Origin of the sequence: Bradyrhizobium sp. CCBAU 25360 (assembly GCF_028128695.1) — a bacterium.
GTDB lineage: Bacteria > Pseudomonadota > Alphaproteobacteria > Rhizobiales > Xanthobacteraceae > Bradyrhizobium > Bradyrhizobium ottawaense.
Genome location: NZ_LBJA01000001.1, coordinates 478,101 through 499,017, shown reverse-complemented (window position 1 = coordinate 499,017; position 20,917 = coordinate 478,101). Strand labels below are relative to the sequence as shown.

Here is a 20,917-nt window from a genome sequence, read left to right as displayed (position 1 = left end):
GCAGATGACTTCAGTCGGCTTCGGCTCCGCCTGAATCATGCTGGAAATGGAAGGGGTTAGGTCGCCGTGGTCTTACCCTTGTCCTTTGTGACGATGTGTGCCGACAGCGTGACCAGACCCATCAGCGCAGCCAGCAGCCAGAACGCCATGGGCAATCCGCCAAAACGCGCGACGAAGCCGACGCCGGCGGGGCCGATGAGGATTCCTGCGTAGCCCGCGGTCGTGATCGCCGCGACCGCAAGCCCCGTGGGCATCACCGTCTGCCGCGCCGCCCGACGGAACAGCACCGGCACGAGATTCGACGCGCCGAGCCCGATCAGCAGGAATCCGCCGATGGCGACCGCTGCGATGGGCGCCGTGAGCAGGACCACGAAACCGGCGATCGCAATCAGGCTGCCCCAGAGCAACGTCGTGCGGTCGCCGATCCGCGCGACGACGGCGTCGCCGCCGAGCCGGCCCGCAGTCATCGCGATCGAGAACACGATATAGCCGGCGCCGCCTTGCGCTTCGGTGACGAGACCTGCACCGATAACGAGCAGGGCGCCCCAATCGAGCATCGCACCTTCGACCAGGAAGGTGATGGCGCCGAGCAGCGCGAGCAGCAGCACCGATCCGTGCGGCAGCACGAACAGCGGGCCCTCCTGCACCTGCACGGAACGAAGCAGGCGCGGCGAGGTCAGGGCCATCGCGAGCAGCATCAGGGCGGAGCAGACCAGCGTGCAGGCGAGCGTTCCGAATTGCAGCGAGAGCAGCGCCGTCATCAGCGCGGATCCGGCAAAACCCCCGATGCTGAACAGGGCGTGGAAGCCGGACATCAGCGGGCGGTGCGCGGCGCGCTCCACCTCCACGGCGTGGATGTTCATGGCGACGTCGATCGAGCCGAGCGCGGCGCCGAATGCGAAAAGCGCCAGCGCCAGCGTTGCGGGCGAAGCCGCAATGGCGAGCAGGGGCAGGACCAGCGCCAGGCCGAACCCGCTGGCAATGATGATCGGCCTGCTGCCGTAGCGCGCGCTCACGATTCCGGTCACCAGCATCGCGATGACCGAGCCGATGCCGAGGCTGAGCAGCAGCAGTCCGAGCACGCCGTCATCGACGCCGAGCCGCGTCTTCGCGAACGGCACCAGCGGCGCCCAGCACGAGATGCCGAAACCCGCGACGAGGAAGGCAAGCCGGGTCGCAAGGCGCGTCGCAGGCCGGTCGGCGGAAGACATGGGAACTCCGGAGAAGCAGAGGCAGGGCGATCGACAAGCCCGAGAAATGCCGCGGCTTTATGTCCGAGGCGCTCCCAAATCGTCGCGGGCGGCCCGCGCGAGCTGCAAGCGGACGCGCAGGCCCTTTGGCGCGTTGTCGAGCAGCTGAAGCGTTCCGCCATGCGCGGTCACGATCGCCTGCGCGATCGACAGACCGAGACCAAATCCTGATGTCTCGTCCATGGTGCGGGCTTCCTCTCCGCGCACAAAGGGCTCCAGCATCGCGGCCTTGCTTTCGTTGGGAATGCCCGGCCCGTCGTCGCAGACGTCGATGACGAGCCGGTCCTCGGCGGTCAACAGCGCGACGTCGATTTGGGTTCCGAATCGCGTTGCGTTCTCGATGAGGTTGGTGACCGCGCGAATGATTTCGTCGGGCCGCAGGACGAAGGCGGCCCTGTCGGGGCCGGAATAGGTCACGGCAAATCCGGAATCCGAAAACTGCTCGCAAACCATCTGAAGCAGCGCCGCGACGTCCACCAGCGTCGGCTTGACCGGGCTTTCGCTGCGCAGGAGCGACAGCACCGATTCGAGCATCGACTGCATCTGGTCGAGATCGCGCACGGTCTGCGTGCGTTGTGCCGGATCCTCGATATATTCCGAACGGAGCCGCAGACGCGTGATCGGGGTGCGAAGATCATGGCTGATGGCCGCGAGCATGCGGGTTCTGTCGTTCATCAGCGTGGTGATGCGATCGCGCATCCGGTTCAGCGCCCTTGCCGCGGACCTGATCTCCTCCGGTCCGTTTTCCGGCAGCGGCGCGGAGGACCGGCTCAGGCTGAAATCCTCCGCCGCGCGCGCGAAGGCCGACAGCGGCGAGGAGAGCGCGCGGCCGGCCCAGACGCCGAGCAGCGTCAGGCTTGCCACGAGGAACAGCAGCGTCGAGGTCCAGAGGCCGCTGACGAAGGCCGGCATCTTGGGCGATCCGATCGTGGCTTCGAGCACGTCGTCGCCCGGAAGGTAGAACCAGACGCGCTCGTCGTCCGCGCCGCTGCCGCGAACGAGCTCGGCCCTGACACCAAGCGCAAAGGGGATGGTCAGTGAAGTCCGCATCGACTGCGGCGTGGCGGCGGCGGATACGCTGTCCCGCAATTGGAGCTTGAGCGGCGGAAAGGTCCGGCTGACGCTGTCGAGGACGATCGCGCGCTCGGCCTTCGGCGTGTTGGCGATGATCCGCACGATCAGCTCGATCTGCTCCAGCGGCGTGTCCGCCAGCAGCTTCGGCTGGTTGAGGAGAAAATAGCCGGCGATCAGGACATGGATCAGGACCAGCGATCCCAGGATCAAGGCGGCGATTTGGCCGCTGATCCGCCTGAAGCTGAAGAGCGCGACGAGGTCGGCGGTGCGGCTCATGCTTCCTCCACCCTCGGGGTGAAGACGTACCCGCCGATGCGGACGGTCTTGATCACGGATGCGCCTTCCGCCCGGTCGAGCTTGCGGCGCAGCCGGCTGACCAGCACGTCGATGCTGCGGCCGAAGCTTGCTCCGGCACGACCGCGCGTCATGCTCAGGAGGTTGTCGCGGGTGAGGATGCGGCCGGCCCGCTCGCAGAAGGCCTGCAGCAGATCGAACTCGGCACTGGTCAGTGGCACCTGCGCGCCCTCGGGATCGCGCAATTCGCGCAGGCGCAGATCGATGGTCCAGCCCTGGAACTTGAGACGCGCCGCGGTGGGGCCCGTGAGGCTGCTCGATCGCCGCCGCAGCACCGCGTTGATCCTGGCGAGGAGCTCGCGCGGGTTGAACGGCTTTGGCAGATAGTCGTCGGCGCCCATCTCGAGGCCGAGGATCCGGTCGAGATCCTCGCCCTTCGCGGTGAGGATGATGATCGGCGTCGCGGACTCCATCCGCAGCCGGCGGCAGAGGCTGAGGCCGTCCTCGCCCGGCAGCATCAAGTCGAGCACGATCAGGTCGACCCGCTCACGGGAGAGATGGCGGTCCATCTCCCTGCCGTTCGCGACCGCGTCGACCGAGAAGTTGTGATCACGCAGATAACGCGAGATGAGGTCGCGGGTCTGCTTGTCGTCCTCGACGATCAGGATGTTCTGGGGGCCGCTGGTCATGATTGAAATCGCATCGGGGTTGCCGATCGTTGGTCGATTTGCGGACGAATGTCTCGCCCGAAGAACTACGGTCATCGTGCAATCCTAAGGTCAGTCGCGGCTCAGTGCCACCACGGGGTCGAGGAAGGCGGCGCGGCGGGCGGGGAAGAAGCCGAAGGCAACCCCGATCCCGGTCGAGGTCAGGAACGCCGCGCCGATCGAGAACGTCGAATAGCTGACCTCGAATCCGGGCACCGCGACGTTGATGGCGACGCCGAGCAGCATCGCGACGAGAATGCCGGCGATGCCGCCGATCGACGAGATCAGGGTCGCTTCCACCAGGAATTGCTGGAGGATGTCGCTGCGCCTGGCGCCGACCGCCATGCGCACGCCGATCTCGCTGATCCGCTCCGATACGGACACCAGCATGATGTTCATGACGCCGATGCCGCCGACGACCAGCGAGATCACCGCGATCGCCGCCACCAGGAACGCCAGCGTCTGTGTCGTGCTGGTGATGGTGCGGCGGATATCGTCGGTGTTGAGGATGACGAAATCCCGGGTGTTGTGCCGCTGCGTCAAGAGCGTGGTCACCGCGTCCTGCGCCAGCGCGGTCGAAACCTCGTCGCTGATCCGCAGCAGGATGCTGCGCAGCGCGCGATCGCCCGTGAACTGGGCCTGCACGGTGGTGTAGGGCAGGTAGACCGACAGGTTCTGGTTCGAGCCGAACCCGCCCTGCTGCTGGGCGATGACGCCGACGATGCGACAGGGCACCTTGCCGAGCCAGATCACGCGGCCGATCCCGGAGGTCTGGTCGTCGGCGAAGAAGGTCTTGCGGGTATTGTCGTCGATGACGGCCTGCCGCTCGATGTTGCGGATCGCATCGGTATCGAACAGGCGTCCTTTCGCGAGCTTGGCGCCCTTGACCTGGAAATAGCTCTCGCCGACGCCGTTCACCAGCACGTTGGACTCGTTGCCGCGATATCGCACCGTCGTGCTGGTCGACACCGTCGGAGTGACCCCGGCAATGAAATCCTGCCGGCCGAGCGCGCGGGCGTCGCCCAGTACCAGCGTCTTGATCTTGCCGGCGCGGGCGTCGCCAAAGTCCTTGCCCGGAAATACCTCGATCGTGTTGGTGCCGAGGCTCGAAATGTCGGACAGCACCTTGCGCTGGGACGCGTTGCCGAGCGCGACCACCGACGACACCGCGGCGATGCCGATGATGATGCCGAGCATGGTCAGGAAGGCGCGCAGCCGGTGCGCGGCCATCGCAACCAGCGCCATCCGCGAGGCCTCCCGCAGGCGCCGCAAGGCGCCGGACCAGCCGGTGCCGCTGCTCCATGACGTCCGCGACACCGGAACCGCCGGCTCCGACGCGCTTGTCGTCTCCGCGCGGCGATCGGAGGCGATCCTGCCGTCGCGCAGCTCGATGATGCGTTCGGCCCGCGCGGCGACATCGGCATCGTGGGTGACGATGATGATCGTCCGCCCCTCGCGGTGCAGCTCTTTCAGGATCTTCAGGACCTCCTCGCCGCTGCGCCGGTCGAGCGCGCCGGTGGGCTCGTCCGCCAGGATGACCTCGGCGCCGTTGATCAGCGCGCGTGCGATCGAGACACGCTGCTGCTGGCCGCCCGATAGCTGGTTCGGGCGATGGCCGCGCCGGTCGTTGACGCCGAGCCTTGCGAGAAGCTGCTCTGCGCGCGTGCGGCGCTCGCGGGCCTTCATCCCGGCATAGATCGCGGGGATCTCGACATTCTCGCCGGCCGAGAGGTCGCCGAGCAGATGATAGCGCTGGAAGATGAAGCCGAAATGCTCGCGGCGCAGCGCCGCCAGCGCATCGGCATCGAGCTCGGAGACGTTCTTGCCGGCGACGCGATAGGTGCCGGAGGTCGGGCGGTCGAGACAGCCGAGGATGTTGAGCAGCGTCGATTTGCCCGATCCGGACGAGCCGATGATCGCCACCATCTCGCCGGGCTGGATGCTCAGCGAGAAATCGTCGAGCGCGACCACGCTGGTGTCGCCGGCCATGAACTCCCGCCGAACCTTCTCGATCGCGATGATCGGATCGGCCAAATGAGGGATCATGTCAGGGACCTCCGCCTCCCGGCGGGCCGCCGGGCATGCCGCGTGATGCGGTCTGCTCGTTCGCCTCGCCGGTCACGACACGTTCGCCCTCGTCGAGGCCGGACTTGATCTCGACAATGGTGCGATCGTTGAGGCCGGTCTTGACCTCGCGCTCGCGGATGTCACCGGACGCGGCGAGCGTGCGCACCGTGCTGCGGCCGTCGGACTTTCGCATCACCGCGAGCGCCGGGATCACCTTCACGCGCTTGGCCTCGCCGGTGACGATGTGCACCTCCGCGGTCATGTAGGTCCGCAGCGAGAGCTCCTTGTTCGGCACGTTGAAGACGCCGATGTAGTAGATCGCCGTGCTGGTCGAGCTCGACGAGCTCGTGCTCGAAGTCGAGCTGGTGGTGGTCGAGGAGAAGCTGGCGTCGTTCTTGATCGATTCGGGCGCCGGCTCGATCTGCTCGAGCCGGGCCTCATAGCGATGGTCCTGGTCGCCGAGGATGGTGAAGTAGAGCGATTGCCCCGGTCTGACCTTGACGATGTCGGCCTCGGAGATCTCCGCCCGCACCGTCATCGTCGCGAGTTGGCCGAGCACGACGATGGTCGGCGCGGACTGCACCGCGTTGACCGTCTGTCCTTCCTGCACCACGGTGGCGAGGACCGTGCCGTCGATCGGCGCGGTGATGCGGGTGTATTCGAGGTTCACGCGTGACGTCTCGACGCTGGCTTCCGCCCCCACGATCAGGGCTTCGAGGGCGGCGATCTGGGCGCGGGTCTGCCGCACGGTCGAATCCGCGCTGTCGAAGTCGCTTCGCGACGTCGCGCGTTGCGCCAGGGTCGCCTGCTGGCGCGCGAGATTGGCCTCGGCCAGCACCAGCGCGGCCTCCTTTTCGACCTTCTGCGCCCGGTAGTTCTTCAGCGACGCCTCGGAGCTGCGCAGATCGTTCTGCCTGGTGACGGGATCGATCTGAGCGATGACGTCGCCGGCCTTCACCGTGTCGCCGACGCGGACGTTGAGGGCGGTGATCCGGCCTGACACCTGCGCGCCGACCGCGGTCAGCCGCGCCGGCTTCAGCGTGCCGCTGGCGAGCACCTCCTCGCGCAAATCGCTGACGGTGACCGGCGCCGTGATGTAGGACTGCGCCTTGCTCGACGTTCCCGGAAAGCGCGTGGCCGCGACCACGCCGGTCGCCACGACGGCAATAATCGCTGCGGCGATCTTCAGGCGTCTGGCGGTGATGATCTCGGTCACTTCTGCGCCTCCCGGAAGTGAGGTCCCGTGTTGGTGTCCACGATAACAGGCGTCGATACGTCGACCGGATCGGACCAGCCGCCGCCGAGCGCCTTTGCCAGCGCGATGTAATCCTTGGCAGCCGACACCTTGCTCTGGATCAGCGAATCCTCGGCCGAATAGAGCGAACGTTCGGCGTCCAGCACGTCGATGAAGCTGGCGCTGCCGGTCTCGAACAGCGATCGCGACAGCCGTGCGGCTTCGCGGTAGTTCCTGGCCGCCTCCGTCAGCTTGGTGGCGCGCACGCGTTCGCGCGACAACGAGACCAGGGCATTCTCGACGTCCTCGAGCGCGGTGAGCAGGGTCGAATGGAACGTGGCGAACGCCTGGTCGCGTTGCGCCTCCGCAATCCTGACCGTGGCCAGGCGCTTGCCCGCGTCGAACACCGGTACGGTGATCGAGGGGCCGACCGACCAGCTGACGCTCGAATATTTGGCGAGATCGCCGGCCCGCAGCGCAGAGGTGCCGACCGAGCCGGTCAACGACACCGCCGGATAGCGGTCGGCCTCCGCGGCGCCGATCTTGGCGGTCGCCTGCGCCAGCTTGCGCTCGGCACTGGCAATATCGGGACGGCTCATGAGGAGATCGGCGGGCAGTCCCATGGGAAGCGGCATACGCGGCGCCGGCACGGGCGCGGACTGCGCCATCGACGAGGCGACGCCGCCGGGCGGCCGCCCGAGCAGGATTCCGAGCCGGTGAACGTCGGCCGCAAGCGCCGCCTGATAGGTCGGAACGTTGGCTTCTGTGCTTGCGGCCTGCGCGGTGGCCTTGGCGAGATCGACGGCGTTGCCGCTGCCGGCCTCGTATTTGCTGCGGGTGAGCTTTTCGGTGTCGCGCTGCGAGACCGCGGTCCGCTGCGCCAGCGCGATCCGGGCCTGATAGCCGCGCGCCTCGACGTAATAGGCGGCGACGTCGCCGATCAGCGTGACGAGGCTGTCGCGTAGATCCTCCTCGGCGGATTGCGCACCATGCGCCGCGGCCTCGATGCTCCGCTGCGTGCCGCCGAACAGGTCGAGCTCCCAGCTCGAATCGAAGCTTGCCTGGTGAAGTGAGTAGGGCGCACTGTCGACGAGGACGGACGAGGAGCCGGCACTGGACTTGTTGCTGGTCACCGAGGCCGTGCCGCTCACGGACGGAAACAGGCCTGCCGTCGTCTGTTGCAGCGTGGCGCGCGCCTCGCGCACGGCCGCTTTCGCCTTCGCGACATCAGGGTTGGCTTCGATGGCCTCCTCGATCAGCCGGCTGAGCAGGGGATCGCGCAAGCGCAGCCACCAGCGGTCGAGCTTGCCGGCGTCCCGATGCGGGGCGGTGTTGGTGCTCCAGTGCGAGGGCAAGGCGAGCTTGGGCGGGCCGGCATAATCCGGGCCGACCGCGCAGCCGGCCAGGGCGCTGCCCAGCATCAGCGCAACGCAGGCTGATCCGGCGCGCGACATGGGGCTGCGCAACGGGGCGGGCTTCGGACGATGCGTCTCCTTGGCCGTTGGCAGGGGACTTGCGGCGAACGAGTACGACGGCATCAAATCGGCTGAAATCCACTGACCTCGGCTCGGAGGGAGCTCATGGCCCTCAGGGGCAGGACGAGGCAGCCGCCACTAGCCGGCCGATCGTGGCCTTTCGGCAGCGGGAATGTTGCTGAATGTAAACAGGTATTGCAGGACGTCTCGGCGCTGCCGAAGCGGTGATGTCCCGCAGCCCGGATGGAGCGAAAGCGTAAATCCGGACTGCTCGCCCGGCATTTTGCACCGTCCCGGATTCCGCTAGCGCTCCATCCGGGTTACGCGACCCGCCTGTGTCGCCGCGTGTCAATCCGCTCCGTTAAAAATATTCCACTTTACCGAAATTCGGTTTCGACGTATGTGTCGTCCATCCCGGCTTGACCTTGAGGGGCGATCGCGCGTCGTCACGTTTCGCGAGCCGGGTTGCGGTGGACGCGGCAGCGTCGGCACGAAAAGGTAGCGGGCAGGGCGGGTCGTCCCTGTGAGCCCGAAACCGCGTGCGGACGAGCGACGCTGAACGCGTACGGCAAAACCGTGTGGTCCTGGCCGTCGTTGCTACGGTCAAGCTTCCGCGGAGGTGCGAGCGAGCCCAACCGGGCAGACTGCATCATCCAATTCGCGGGGCGAGGGAGGCCAGAAGGAAAGTTCGGCTCCCGGGAGAGCACGGCATAAGCCGTCCGACCACCGCGCAGGGAAGGCCGAGTGTTCGGCACCACCTGTATGCTGCTGTGCGGTTCTTTCTGCGTGTGCATTTCGCGCAGCGGACCGCGGGTGCGAGCTGGCACCCGGCCTTCCCTGCGCCCTCTTGGATTGGAGGGTGGAGAGTTGAAGCAAAGCTCGGGCGAAATCCGCCGCGAGGCCGCGAAGGTGTGTTTGCGAGCTGAGCTGCGTGCCACAAACTCGATATCGTAGGGTGGGCAAAGCGCAGCGTGCCCACCATCCTCGCACCGCAATTGAATTGGTGGGCACGGCGCTGTGCGCCTTTGCCCACCCTACGACACTGCACGCTGGGATGTGCATTGGAGCATCGCAATGACGGTGGAGAGACCGGGCGCCGCACTCCGCTCTCGTGCCCCGGCTCTGCAGCGCAGCGCTCCCGGCGATGCGAAGCATCGTCCGGTGCGGTGCGCTGCAGAGCCGGGGCCCATCTCGCCGCGTCTCGCCGTGTTGCCCTGGGTCCCGGCGCTGCGCCGCAACGCTGCGCGTTGCAGCTTGTCCGGGACATGAACGCCGCGGCGCGACCGGCCGCCCGCACGAAATTCAACGCGTAGAAACAATGCGGAAATCTCAAAGCCACACCGCGGCCACAGGGCTCCCGTCTTCAGGGCATGTGAAGTGCTGCTGAGGTGTGGAATGCCGTTTTTGCGGACCTGGCTGATCGCCGTGGCGATGAGTGCTGTATCGATTGCGAGTTCGCTTCCGCTTGCACTGCTGCCGCAGCCGGCGGCCGCGCAGGCGGCGGAGACGATCGTCGTCGAAGGCAATCGCCGGGTGGAGGCCGAGACGGTCCGCTCCTACTTCAGGCCGGGCCCCGGCGGGCGTCTCGATCAATCCGCCATCGACGACGGGCTCAAGGCGCTCATCACGACGGGCCTGTTTCAGGATGTGAAGATCAGCCAGGCGGGCGGCCGCATCGTGGTGTCGGTGGTGGAGAATGCCGTGATCGGCCGCATCGCCTTCGAGGGCAACAAGAAGATCAAGGACGAGCAGCTCTCGGCGGAAATCCAGTCCAAGCCGCGCGGGACGTTCTCGCGCGCGCTGGTGCAATCCGACACCCTGCGCATTGCCGAAATCTACCGGCGCTCCGGCCGCTACGACGTCCGCGTTACCCCTGAAATCATCGAGCTGCCGAACAACCGTGTCGATCTCGTCTTCACGGTCGAGGAGGGCGCCAAGACCTCGGTGAAGTCGGTCGAGTTCGTCGGCAACAGCGCCTTCTCGGCCTCCCGCCTGCGCGACGTCATCAAGACGCGCGAGAGCAATTTGCTCAGCTTCCTCGGCAGCAACGACATCTACGACCCCGATCGCGTCGAGGCCGACCGCGACCTGATTCGCCGCTTCTACCTCAAGAACGGATTCGCCGACGTCCAGGTCGTGGCCGCGCTCACCGAATACGATCCGGATAAGAAGGGCTTTCTGGTCACCTTCAAGATCGAGGAAGGTGCCCAATATCGCATCGGCTCCGTCGATTTCCGCTCCGGCATTCCCAATTTCGACGCGGGCTCGCTCCGCAGCTATTCGCGCGTCAGTGCCGGCTCGCTCTACAACGTCGAATTGGTCGAGAAGTCGACCGAAGAGATGCAGATCGAGGCCTCGCGCCGCGGCTATGCCTTTGCCGTGGTCCGGCCCGGCGGCGACCGCAATTTCGAGGCGCACACCGTCTCCGTCGTGTTCAACGTCGACGAAGGCCCGCGGAGCTATATCGAGCGCATCAACCTGCGCGGCAACACCCGCACGCGCGATTACGTGATCCGCCGCGAATTCGATCTCTCCGAGGGCGATGCCTACAACCGCGCGCTGGTCGACCGCGCCGAGCGGCGGCTGAAGAACCTCGACTACTTCAAGAGCGTCAAGATCGTCACCGAGCCCGGCTCCTCCAGCGACCGCGTGGTCCTGATCGTCGACATGGAGGAGAAATCGACCGGCGACTTCTCGATCTCGGGCGGCTACTCCACCACCGACGGAGCACTCGCCGAAGTCTCGATCTCCGAGCGCAACCTGCTCGGCCGCGGTCTCTACGGCAAGGCCTCGGTCAGCTATGGCCAGTATTCACGCGGCATATCGCTGTCCTTCGTCGAGCCCTATCTGCTCGACTACCGGATGGCGCTGGGGTTCGACACATATTGGAAGCAGCAGAAGTCGAACAGCTATACGAGCTACGGCGTGACCACGCTCGGCTTCTCTCCGCGCATTGGCCTTGCATTGCGCGAGGACCTTTCGCTCCAGCTCCGCTATTCGCTCTATCAGCAGAGCATCACGCTCGCCAGCGCCTACAACAATTGCAACAACAACGCGTCCAACGCCTCGCTGGCCTACAACCCGACGCCGTCCTACATCCAGAACGTCCTGGGCGGCGTCGACCCGACCAACTCCACGAGCTCGGGGGTCTATGGCTACGGCTGCTACGGCGACGGCGAGTCGAGCCTGCCGGTCCGGAAAGAACTGGCGAACGGCGCGACCTGGACCTCCGCGCTCGGCTACACGTTGAGCTACAACACACTCGACAACACCAAGAACCCGACGGACGGATTGCTGGTCGACTTCCGGCAGGATTTCGCCGGGGTCGGCGGCGACGTCACCTATTTGAAGACCGCGCTGGACGCCAAATACTACACGCCGCTCGTCTCCGAGATCGTCAGCGTGATCCATCTCCAGGGCGGCCTCCTCGGCAAGCTCGGCGATCAGGACCTGCGCATGCTGGATCACTTCCAGATGGGCCCGAGCCTGGTGCGCGGCTTCGCTTCGAACGGTATCGGTCCACGCGACATCACCTATTGGAGCCTCGGCGCCAGTGGCGATGCGCTCGGTGGCACGAAATATTGGGGCGCGTCCGCGGAATTGCAGATGCCGTTCTGGTTCCTGCCGAAGGAGGTCGGCCTGAAGGGCGCGGTCTATGCCGACGCCGGATCGCTCTGGGGCTATCAGGGGCCGACCTCGTGGTCGGCCACGGGCGAAGTCAACACCAAGGCGTGCCCGACCTGCGGATTGCAATATGACGACGGCAACACGGTGCGGTCGTCGGTCGGCGTCGGCCTGATCTGGGCCTCCCCGTTCGGGCCGCTGCGCTTCGACTACGCCGTGCCGATCACGAAGGGCAAATATGACGTCGTCCAGGAGTTCAGGTTCGGAGGAGGGACGTCGTTCTAGAGCATGATCCGGAAAAGTGTGGCGCGGTTTTCCGAAAGATCATGCCCAAAAAAGGGCGTCAGCCCGCAAGAATCCGCCGGCAGGCTTCGACGTACACCTCCGCGCCGGTGACGATATCGGCGTCGGCGGTGTCTTCAGTCCAGTGATGGCTGATGCCGCCGATCGAAGGCACGAACAGCATGGCGGCGGGCATGACGGTTGCCAGCATCTGCGCGTCGTGGCCGGCGCCGCTGGGCATGCGAATGGATCGTCCACCGGCCAGCGCCTTGCTCGCGGCGTCGATTGCGTCCTGAAAGCTGGGATTCATCATGGCAGGCGCACCGGTGCGAATCTTCTCGACGGTCACGGTGCAGGGACCGTTCGCGCTGGCCTCGTCCGCCATTGTTCGCAGCAACTGCTCCAGCCGGGCAATGACGGCCGGATCGTCATCGCGGATCTGGAACAGCATCTCCGCTCCACCCGGAATGATGCTCGGCGCGCCGGGATCGAGCGTGATGCGCCCGGTGGTCCAGACCGTGCGCGGACCGCAGGTGTCAGGAAAACGCTGGTCGATCGCGACGCAGAATTTGGCCAGCGCCAGCCCGGCATCCTTGCGCACGGCCATGCGCGTGGTCCCGGCGTGATTCTGTTCACCGGTGAAATTGATACGGTATTGCCAGATGCCGACGATGGAGGTGACGACGCCGATCGCGAGCTTGCCGCTTTCGAGCGTGTCGCCCTGTTCGATATGGGCCTCGAGATATCCGACGTGGCGGCCCGGCTCGACGCCGAGGCGCTCGCGACCGGAGAGCCCGATCTCGGCGAGGGCATCGCGCATGGTGCGGCCGCTGGTGCGGTCGCGCGCGGCGTCGATCTCGGCTTCAGTCACCTGGCCGACATAGGAACGCGAGCCGAGGAAGCTGCCGAAATGCCCTTCCTCGTCGCACCAAGCGACGACTTCGACGGCGCCTTTGACGGTCGGATCGGCATTGAGCACGCGCGCCGCCTCGAGCGCATAGACGACGCCGAGCGGGCCATCGAGCCAGCCGGCGTAGTTCTGGCTCTCCAGATGCGAGCCAGCCAGCAGTTTCGGCCCGGACTTGGCGCTGGTGCCGAACACATTGCCGATGCCGTCGATCGCAGCGGTAAGACCGGCGCCGGGCAGCTTCTGAACCAGCCAATCCAGCGACTCCTTATGCGGCTCGGAGAAGGTCGGCTTGTGCACGCCGGTCTTGTAGGTGCCGATGGCACGGAGTGCGTTGAGGTCGGCGAGGACGCGCTGGCCGTCGGCGCGCGGCTTGGTGTCAGGCATGCTCAGTAACCTTCAGCGCCTCGGTGCGGATCTCCTCGACCAGCCGTTCCTTGAGCTGGACGAATTCCGGCGTGGTCTTGATCTTGTAGGAGCGCGGATGGGGCAGGTCCACTGTGATCTCGGCCTTGATACGGCCGGGGCGCGCGCTCATGACGATGACGCGGCTGCCGAGGAAGATGGCTTCCTCGATGTCGTGGGTCACGAACAACACGGTCTTCTGGTCGCGCTCCCAGATCCCGAGCAGCATCTCCTGCATCAATGCGCGGGTCTGGTTGTCCAGCGCGCCGAAGGGCTCGTCGAGCAGCAGGATCTTGGGATCGTTGGCAAGCGCGCGGGCAATCGCCGTGCGCTGCTGCATGCCGCCGGAGAGTTGCTTGGGCCAGTGATTCTCGAAGCCGGACAATCCGACCTGGCGGATGAAGGCGTCGGCGATCCTGTAGCGTTCGTCCTGCGACACGCCGCGCTCGCGCAGGCCGAAGGCGATGTTCTCGCGCACGGTGAGCCAGGGAAACAGCGTGTAGGATTGGAATACCATGCCCCGATCCGCGCCGGGGCCGGTGACCTCGCGCCCGTCGAGCGTGACGCGGCCGCTGGTCGGACGGTCGAGGCCCGCGACGATGCGCAGCAGCGTGGACTTGCCGCAGCCGGAAGGGCCGAGGATGGTGACGAAATCGTTGTTGCCGATGACGAGATCGGTCGGCTCCAGCGCCCTGGTCGGCGCGTTGCCGTGGCGCGCGGGGAAGGTGCGCGAGACCTGTTCGACCTTGAGGATCGTCATGCGAGCCTCCACGGAAACAGCCAGGCGTTGAACGCCTTGAACATGAAGTCCGAGAGCAGGCCGATCAGCCCGATCACGATGATGCCGAAGATGATCTGTCCGGTGTTGAGCAGCGCCTGGCTGTCGGTGATCATGTGACCGATGCCGGAGGACGAGCCGATCAGCTCGGCGACGATGACATAGGTCCAGGCCCAGCCGAGCACCAGCCGCAGGATCTCTGCGATCTCGGGTGCGGAGGAGGGCAGCAGCACGCGGCGGATGATGCCGCGGTCGCGGGCTCCCAACGTATAGGCCGCCTCGACCAGATCGCGCCGCGTTGCGCCGACGGTCACGGCGACCATCAGGATGACCTGGAATACCGAGCCGATGAAGATGACGAGGAGCTTCTGCAGTTCGCCGATGCCGGCCCACAGGATCAGAAGCGGAATAAACGCGGAGGCGGGCAGATAGCGCGCGAAGGAGACGAACGGTTCGAGGAAGGCTTCGACCGGCTTGTAGGCGCCCATGAGAACGCCGAGCGGCACTGCGATGATCGCTGCGAGCGCAAAGCCGCCGACGACGCGCCAGATCGTCATGCCGATGTCGAACACAAACCCCTGCTTGGCCAAGAGGTCATAGCCTTCCTGCACCATGGTCAGCGGGTTGGCGAGAAAGGTCTTCGACACATAGCCGCCGAAGGTCGCCCACGACCAGAGGGCGACGAACACCACGAAGAACGCAAGGCCGTAGGCCACGCGCTGCTTCGATGTAACAGGGTCCAGGGGACGCATCAAACTGTCTATCCGGGCGATGAAGAGAAATGCCGGCCCCGCCGCAAGACGGGACCGGCAGCGCTAGAAGAAGTTACTTGATGAAGCTGGCGTCGAAGAGATCCTCGACCTTTGGTGCGGCCTTGATGATGCCGATCTCGAGCAGCAGCTCGGCAGCCTCCTTGTTGAAGGTCAGGAAGTCGCCGGCGAAGAACTTCTGGTTCGCGGCCTTGTCCTGCCAGCGCAGATATTTCGCCGAGTTGCCGAATTGCTCGCCGCTCTGCTTCACGTCGGCGCCCATGATCTCGTAGGCCTTGGCCTGGTCCTTGGCGATCATGTCGAGCGCCTCGAAATAGCTGTCGGCGAGCGCCTTGGCGGCCTTGGGATTCTCCGTCAGGAATTTCGGCGTGCAGCCGAAGGTGTCCATGACCATCGGATAGTCCAGCGTGGTGGCGATGATCTTGCCCTTGTCGGGCGCGGCGCGCACGGTCGAGAGGTAAGGCTCATAGGTCATCGCCGCATCGTTCTGGCCGGAGACGAAAGCCTGCGCGGCGGCGGCCGGCTCGAGGTTGACGACGGTGACGTCCTTCACCGTGAGACCGTTCTTCTTGAGCATCCAGGCCAGCGCGAAATAAGGCGAGGTGCCGGGCGCGGAGGCGGCGACGGTCTTGCCCTTCAGGTCCTTGATCGCGGCGACGTCGTTGCGCACGGCCATGCCGTCGGCGCCGAAGCTCTTGTCGAGCTGGAAGATCTGCTTGGTCGCAACGCCGTTGGCGTTCCAGGAGATCCAGGTTTCGACCGTGGTCGCCGCACACTGGATGTCGCCGGACGCGATCGCGAGGTGGCGGTCCTTCTGCGGAATCTTCTTGATGGTGACGTCGAGACCATTCTTCTTGAAGATGCCAGCCTCCTTCGCCAGCGTCAGCGGCGCGAAGCCGGTCCAGCCGGAGATGCCGATTCCGACCTTGACGTCGTCGGCGAGCACGGGAGTGGAGGCCGAAATAGCAATGATTGTCGCAAATATCGTCGAACTACGCATGATTGTCGTCCTCTTGCCGATCGATGGATTGACGTCCTGTTGATCATTGTCGGTCCAGATGGACCGTTGCCCGAAGCGTTGCACGATTTGTGCCGACATATCCTCTCAGCCTCCCTTGAATCGCGCGACAAGGCGGTGAGAGTCACCGGGATAGAGCAGGCGCACGGCAGTGATGGTGCGTGCGCTGCGCCAGGTGTAGCGGTCGATCACGAGGCAGGGCGCGCCGACGGCGATCGCGAGCGCATCCGCCGTGCGATCGTCGGCGACGATGGCGCTGATGGTGTGCTCGGCCTCCGTCCACGGGACATGGTGAAGCAGCCACGACCCCGGCGGTTCGCGTGCGAAATCCGCGGTTGCGGCCTCCGGCACCGAGGACAGATCAATCAGCCTGTCCTCGACCGCAAAAGGCACTTTGTCGGCGCTGTGCCGGCAGGTAATCGCGACCACCTTGCCGGCCTTTTTCACGCCGAGACGGTCACGGTCGGCGGCAGTCGCAGCCCGCAGCTTGCGACCGATCAACTCGTAGCCGTAGCCGCGCCCCAGTGCGGTGATCTCGGCGCGGATGTCGGCGATCTTGAGCACGGCCGACTGATGCTGCGGCCGGCGCACGAAAGAGCCGGCCCGCCGCCGCCGCTCGATCAAATCGGCCTGCGCGAGCTCCGACAACGCCTTGTTGACGGTCATGCGCGAGCAGCCGTAACGGGCCACCAGCTCATGCTCGAACGGAATGCGATGCCCCGGCGGCCATTCGCCGGTCAGGATGCGCGTCTCGATGTCGGCGCGGATGCGCTTATAGAGCGTCGGCTTATCGGCGGCATCGGTCGCAAGGCTCATGCGAGGAGCCTCCGCACCGTCGCGTTGAAGCGTTCGCGCGCCCCCTGACGCAATTTGTGCCGGCCGCCTTCGACGACCTTGTGGCCGCCGGCCCAGACGCAATCGATCGCGCCACTGCTCGCGGCAAAGATCCAGCCGTCGATGGCTGCGTCGCCGGCGCGCCCCGATAGCGAAGGATGCGCCGTGTCGAGCGTGACGATGTCGGCCCGCGCGCCCGCGGCGAGGCCGACTGTCGGCTGTGCCAGCGCTTGCGCGCCGCCCGCAAGAGCATGGTCGAATAATGTGCGACCGGTGGAACGGCCCGCGCCGCTGGAGAGCACGTTGCGCTCGCGATGCTTCAGCCGCTGGCCATATTCGAGCTGGCGCAATTCGTCGGCGACCCCGACCAGGACGTTGGAATCAGTGCCCACGCCGAACGCACCGCCGGCGCCGAGAAATTCGCGCGCCGGGAAGGTGCCATCGCCGAGACTCGCTTCGGTGACAGGGCAGAGGCCCGCCACCGCCCCGGTCTTCGCGAACGCGGCGACTTCCTCGTCCGTCGTGTGAGTCGCGTGGATAAGGCACCAGCGCCGGTCGAGGGGCGCGTGCTCCAGCAGCCATTGCACCGGGCGCCGTCCCGACCAGGCGAGGCAGTCCTCGACTTCCTTCACCTGCTCGGCGGCGTGGATATGCACCGGCCCGCCGTCGGCAAGCGGAATGATCGCCGCAAGCTCGTGTGGCGTCACCGCGCGCAGGCTGTGCGGCGCGATGCCGATATTGGCGTCGGGCAATGCGCTGATCGCCTTGCGCGACGCAGCCATCAATGCCGCGAACTGATCGACCGAGCAGATGAAGCGGCGTTGGCCGTCATGAGGCGCTGCGCCGCCGAAGGAGCCGTGCGCATAGAAACTCGGCAGCAGCGTCAGGGCAATGCCGGAGGCTTCGGCTGCCTGCGCGATGCGCGCGGCCGTCTCTGCGGGATCGGCATAGTGCGAGCCGTCGCGACCGTGGTGCAGATAATGGAATTCGCCGACGCGGGTAAATCCCTGTTCGAGCATCTCGACATAGAGGAGAGTCGCAACGGCGGCGACGTCATCGGGCGTCATTGCGAGGGCGAAGCGATACATCGTCTCGCGCCAGGTCCAGAACGTGTCGGTGGAATTGCCGCGCAGCTCAGCAAGGCCCGCCATGCCGCGCTGGAACGCGTGACTGTGCAGGCTCGCAAGTCCCGGAAGCGCGATGGCGTGGCGCTCGTCGCCGGCGGCCGGCTGCACACCCGCGGACACCGCCGCGATCGCGCCGGCGGCGATCACCACCTGCACGTCATTGGCCCAGCCCGAGGGCAGGAGCGCGGAGGCGAAATGCAGTCGGGTCATGATTACACGCCGGCTGGACAGAACGGTCCCACGATTATATGTCTAGACATATAAGTCAAGCATCCCACGCGAAGGGACCGTTGCATGGCAGAGCGCTTCGACCGGATCTGGCACAATGCCCGGCTTGCCACGATGCGGGCCGACCGGCCCGATCTCGGCGAGATCGGGCGGGGCCTGATCGCCGCGCGCGGCGGACGTATCGCCTATGCCGGTGCGCAGGCCGATTTTCCGGCGGATGCCGATGCGGCGGAACGGACCGATTGCGAGGGACGCTGGATCACGCCCGGCCTCGTCGACTGCCACACCCATCTCGTCTATGGCGGCAACCGCGCGCACGAGTTCGAGCTGCGCCTGAAGGGCGCGAGCTACGAGGAGATCGCGCGCGCCGGCGGCGGCATCGTCTCCACGGTGGCGGCGACCCGCAAGGCGAGCGAGGCCGATCTCGTCGCGAGTGCGTTGCCGCGGCTCGATGCGCTGATCGGCGAGGGCGCAACCACGGTCGAGGTCAAGTCGGGCTACGGCCTCGACACCGAGACCGAGATGCGACAGCTCGCGGCCGCGCGCAGCATCAGTCGCCAGCGGCCGGTTGCGATCCGCACCTCCTTCCTCGGGGCGCATGCCCTGCCGGTGGAGGCGGAGGGTGACAAGGATCGCTATATCGATCTCGTCTGCAAGGAGATGCTGCCGGCCGTTGCGAAGGCCGGTCTTGCCGACGCCGTCGATGCCTTCATGGAGGGCATCGCGTTCTCGGCGGAGCAGACTGCGCGGGTGTTCGAGACGGCGAGGGAGCTGGGGCTGCCGGTCAAGCTTCATGCCGACCAGCTGTCGAACCTCGGCGGTGCTGCGCTCGCTGCAAGATTCTCGGCGCTGTCGGCCGATCATCTCGAGCATACCGACGAAGCCGGCGCCGCCGCGATGGCGAAGGCCGGCACGGTGGCGGTGCTGCTGCCCGGCGCATTCTACTTCATCCGCGAGACGCAGAAGCCGCCGGTCGAGGCGTTCCGCAGCCACGGCGTTTCCATGGCGCTCGCGACCGATTGCAATCCCGGCAGCTCACCGCTGACCTCGCTCCTGCTCACGATGAACATGGGCGCGACCCTGTTCCGGATGACGGTCGCCGAATGCCTCGCCGGAATCACCCGCGAGGGCGCGCGGGCGCTGGGCGTGCTCGATGAAACCGGCACGCTGGAAGCCGGGAAATGGTGCGACCTCGCGATCTGGGACATCGAGCGTCCAGCCGAGCTTGTTTATCGCATCGGCTTCAATCCGCTGCATCGCCGGGTGTGGAGGGGCCAGTGACGGAGCAGGGCACCGCGATCGTCGTCAAGCCGGGAGCGGTCAGCCTCGACGATCTCGCGCGCGTGCTGGAAGGCGCTTCCGTCGTGCTCGATCCGTCGTTCTGGCCACGCGTCGAGGCGGCAGCCGAAATCGTTGCAAGGGCCGCGCAAGCCGACGCTCCCGTCTATGGCATCAACACCGGCTTCGGGAAGCTCGCCTCGAAGCGCATTCCGCCCGATCAGACCGCGCTGCTCCAGCGCAATCTGATCGTGTCGCATTGCTGCGGCGTCGGCCCAGCCACGCCCGAGCCGATCGTGCGGCTGATGATGGCGTTGAAGATCGTCTCGCTCGGGCGCGGCGCTTCCGGCGTGCGCCGCGCGGTAATCGAGCAGTTGCAGGCCATGCTGGCGCGGGGCGTCACGCCGCTGGTGCCGCAGCAGGGCTCGGTCGGCGCCTCCGGCGATCTTGCGCCGCTCGCGCACATGACGGCGGTGATGATCGGTGAGGGGCAGGCGATCGTCGACGGGAAAACCGTGTCCGGCGGTGAAGCGCTCGCCGCGGCCGGCCTCGCGCCGCTGACGCTCGGCCCCAAGGAGGGGCTCGCGCTGATCAACGGCACGCAATTCTCGACCGCCTACGCTATTGCCGGCGTGCTGCGCGCCTTCGGTCTGGCTCGCGCTGCGCTCGTCACCGGCGCATTGTCGGTCGACGCCGCGATGGCCTCGACGGCGCCGTTCCGTCCGGAAATCCAGGCGCTGCGTGGTCATCCCGGGCAGATCGCCGCAGCCGCGACGCTGATCGCGCTGCTGGATGGCAGCGACATCCGCCTGTCGCATCTCGAAGGCGACGAGCGCGTGCAGGACCCCTATTGCCTGCGCTGCCAGCCGCAGGTTGCAGGCGCCGCACTCGACCTGATCACGCAGGCCGCGCGCACATTGATTGTCGAAGCCAACGCCGTCACCGACAATCCGCTGGTGCTGGTCGAAACCGGCGAGATCGTTTCCGGCGGCAATTTTCACGCCGAGCCTGTGGCCTTTGCCGCCGACGCGCTCGCGCTGGCGCTGTCGGAAATCGGCGCGATCAGCGAGCGGCGCATTGCGACGCTGGTCGATCCCGCCCTGAATTTCGGCCTGCCGCCGTTCCTCACCCCAGATCCCGGCATCAATTCCGGCTTCATGATCGCCGAGGTGACGGCCGCCGCGCTCTATGCTGAGAACAAGCAGCGCGCGGCAGCCTGCTCGATCGATTCGACGCCGACCAGCGCCAACCAGGAGGACCATGTCTCGATGGCCGCACACGCCGCGCGCCGCCTGTGCGACATGGCCGACAATCTCGCCGCCATCCTCGGCATCGAGCTCCTGGTTGCCGCCCAAGGCATCACGCTGCGCGCGCCGCATGCGACCAGCGCGCCGCTCGTTGCCGTCATCGCCGCATTGCGCGAGCAGGTGCCGGCGCTCGGTGCGGACCGCTACATGGCCGGCGATCTCGCCAGGGCCGCTGCACTGATCGAGGCCGATGCGCTGCCGAGCGTGGCGCTCACCATGCTTCCAACTGACCCATTTCCGCGACTTGCCTAAAGAGGT

15 protein-coding genes are annotated in these 20,917 nt (G+C 66.3%); 3 read left to right on the top strand and 12 right to left on the bottom strand.

Translation table 11 applies throughout. The features are described from left to right. Nucleotides 1–56: 56 nt before the first annotated feature. The 6 genes from XH81_RS02235 to XH81_RS02210 form a co-directional block, all read right to left on the bottom strand. Complete coding sequence (locus XH81_RS02235; RefSeq protein WP_028143731.1) at nucleotides 57–1,211, bottom strand: MFS transporter; 1,155 nt, start codon at nucleotides 1,209–1,211, stop codon at nucleotides 57–59. A gap of 57 nt (nucleotides 1,212–1,268) precedes the next feature. Next, nucleotides 1,269–2,600 carry an ATP-binding protein gene (locus tag XH81_RS02230; protein ID WP_271595657.1) on the bottom strand — a complete coding sequence of 444 codons (1,332 nt, stop codon included), beginning with the start codon at nucleotides 2,598–2,600 and terminating at the stop codon, nucleotides 1,269–1,271. After that, nucleotides 2,597–3,307: a response regulator gene (locus XH81_RS02225; RefSeq protein ID WP_028143729.1), complete on the bottom strand. Its 711-nt coding sequence runs from the start codon at nucleotides 3,305–3,307 to the stop codon at nucleotides 2,597–2,599. Before XH81_RS02225 ends, XH81_RS02230 begins: the two co-directional genes overlap by 4 nt. Nucleotides 3,308–3,397: 90 nt before the next feature. Beyond that, nucleotides 3,398–5,359, bottom strand: coding sequence for a MacB family efflux pump subunit (locus XH81_RS02220; protein ID WP_028143728.1), 1,962 nt, complete (start codon nucleotides 5,357–5,359; stop codon nucleotides 3,398–3,400). 13 nt (nucleotides 5,360–5,372) lie between these two features. Next, nucleotides 5,373–6,608, bottom strand: a complete 1,236-nt coding sequence (locus XH81_RS02215) for an efflux RND transporter periplasmic adaptor subunit (RefSeq protein WP_028143727.1) — start codon at nucleotides 6,606–6,608, stop codon at nucleotides 5,373–5,375. Then, complete coding sequence (locus XH81_RS02210) at nucleotides 6,605–8,047, bottom strand: efflux transporter outer membrane subunit (RefSeq protein ID WP_240536507.1); 1,443 nt, start codon at nucleotides 8,045–8,047, stop codon at nucleotides 6,605–6,607. The genes XH81_RS02215 and XH81_RS02210 overlap by 4 nt, the downstream gene beginning before the upstream one ends. 1,449 nt (nucleotides 8,048–9,496) lie before the next feature. Between XH81_RS02210 and bamA the strand changes: the two genes are divergently transcribed. Further along, nucleotides 9,497–12,010: an outer membrane protein assembly factor BamA gene (bamA, locus tag XH81_RS02205; RefSeq protein ID WP_028142741.1), complete on the top strand. Its 2,514-nt coding sequence runs from the start codon at nucleotides 9,497–9,499 to the stop codon at nucleotides 12,008–12,010. Nucleotides 12,011–12,068: 58 nt separating this feature from the next. Here the strand turns inward: bamA and XH81_RS02200 are convergent, their stop codons facing one another. The 6 genes from XH81_RS02200 to XH81_RS02175 all read right to left on the bottom strand — a co-directional run bounded on the left by XH81_RS02200 (nucleotide 12,069) and on the right by XH81_RS02175 (nucleotide 18,056). Continuing rightward, a complete protein-coding gene (locus XH81_RS02200; protein ID WP_028142740.1) occupies nucleotides 12,069–13,301 on the bottom strand; it encodes a Zn-dependent hydrolase in 1,233 nt (410 codons plus the stop codon). Further along, nucleotides 13,294–14,079, bottom strand: a complete 786-nt coding sequence (locus XH81_RS02195) for an ABC transporter ATP-binding protein (RefSeq protein ID WP_028142739.1) — start codon at nucleotides 14,077–14,079, stop codon at nucleotides 13,294–13,296. The genes XH81_RS02200 and XH81_RS02195 overlap by 8 nt, the downstream gene beginning before the upstream one ends. Further along, the gene (locus tag XH81_RS02190; protein WP_028142738.1) at nucleotides 14,076–14,849 is read right to left on the bottom strand and encodes an ABC transporter permease; all 774 of its coding nucleotides are present in this window, start codon (nucleotides 14,847–14,849) and stop codon (nucleotides 14,076–14,078) included. Before XH81_RS02190 ends, XH81_RS02195 begins: the two co-directional genes overlap by 4 nt. 73 nt (nucleotides 14,850–14,922) lie before the next feature. Then, a complete protein-coding gene (locus XH81_RS02185) occupies nucleotides 14,923–15,867 on the bottom strand; it encodes an ABC transporter substrate-binding protein (protein WP_028142737.1) in 945 nt (314 codons plus the stop codon). 105 nt (nucleotides 15,868–15,972) lie between these two features. Continuing rightward, on the bottom strand, nucleotides 15,973–16,701 hold the full coding sequence (gene hutC / locus XH81_RS02180) for a histidine utilization repressor (protein WP_028142736.1): 729 nt from the start codon (nucleotides 16,699–16,701) through the stop codon (nucleotides 15,973–15,975). After that, nucleotides 16,698–18,056, bottom strand: coding sequence for a formimidoylglutamate deiminase (locus tag XH81_RS02175; protein WP_028142735.1), 1,359 nt, complete (start codon nucleotides 18,054–18,056; stop codon nucleotides 16,698–16,700). Before XH81_RS02175 ends, hutC begins: the two co-directional genes overlap by 4 nt. An 84-nt stretch (nucleotides 18,057–18,140) precedes the next feature. Here XH81_RS02175 and hutI point away from each other — a divergent pair, with 84 nt between their 5' ends. Both hutI and hutH read left to right on the top strand, forming a co-directional pair. Next, nucleotides 18,141–19,355 (top strand): imidazolonepropionase, encoded by a 1,215-nt coding sequence (hutI, locus tag XH81_RS02170; protein WP_028142734.1) that lies wholly within the window; start codon nucleotides 18,141–18,143, stop codon nucleotides 19,353–19,355. Further along, the gene (gene hutH, locus XH81_RS02165) at nucleotides 19,352–20,911 is read left to right on the top strand and encodes a histidine ammonia-lyase (RefSeq protein WP_038974491.1); all 1,560 of its coding nucleotides are present in this window, start codon (nucleotides 19,352–19,354) and stop codon (nucleotides 20,909–20,911) included. Before hutI ends, hutH begins: the two co-directional genes overlap by 4 nt. Nucleotides 20,912–20,917: the final 6 nt, after the last annotated feature.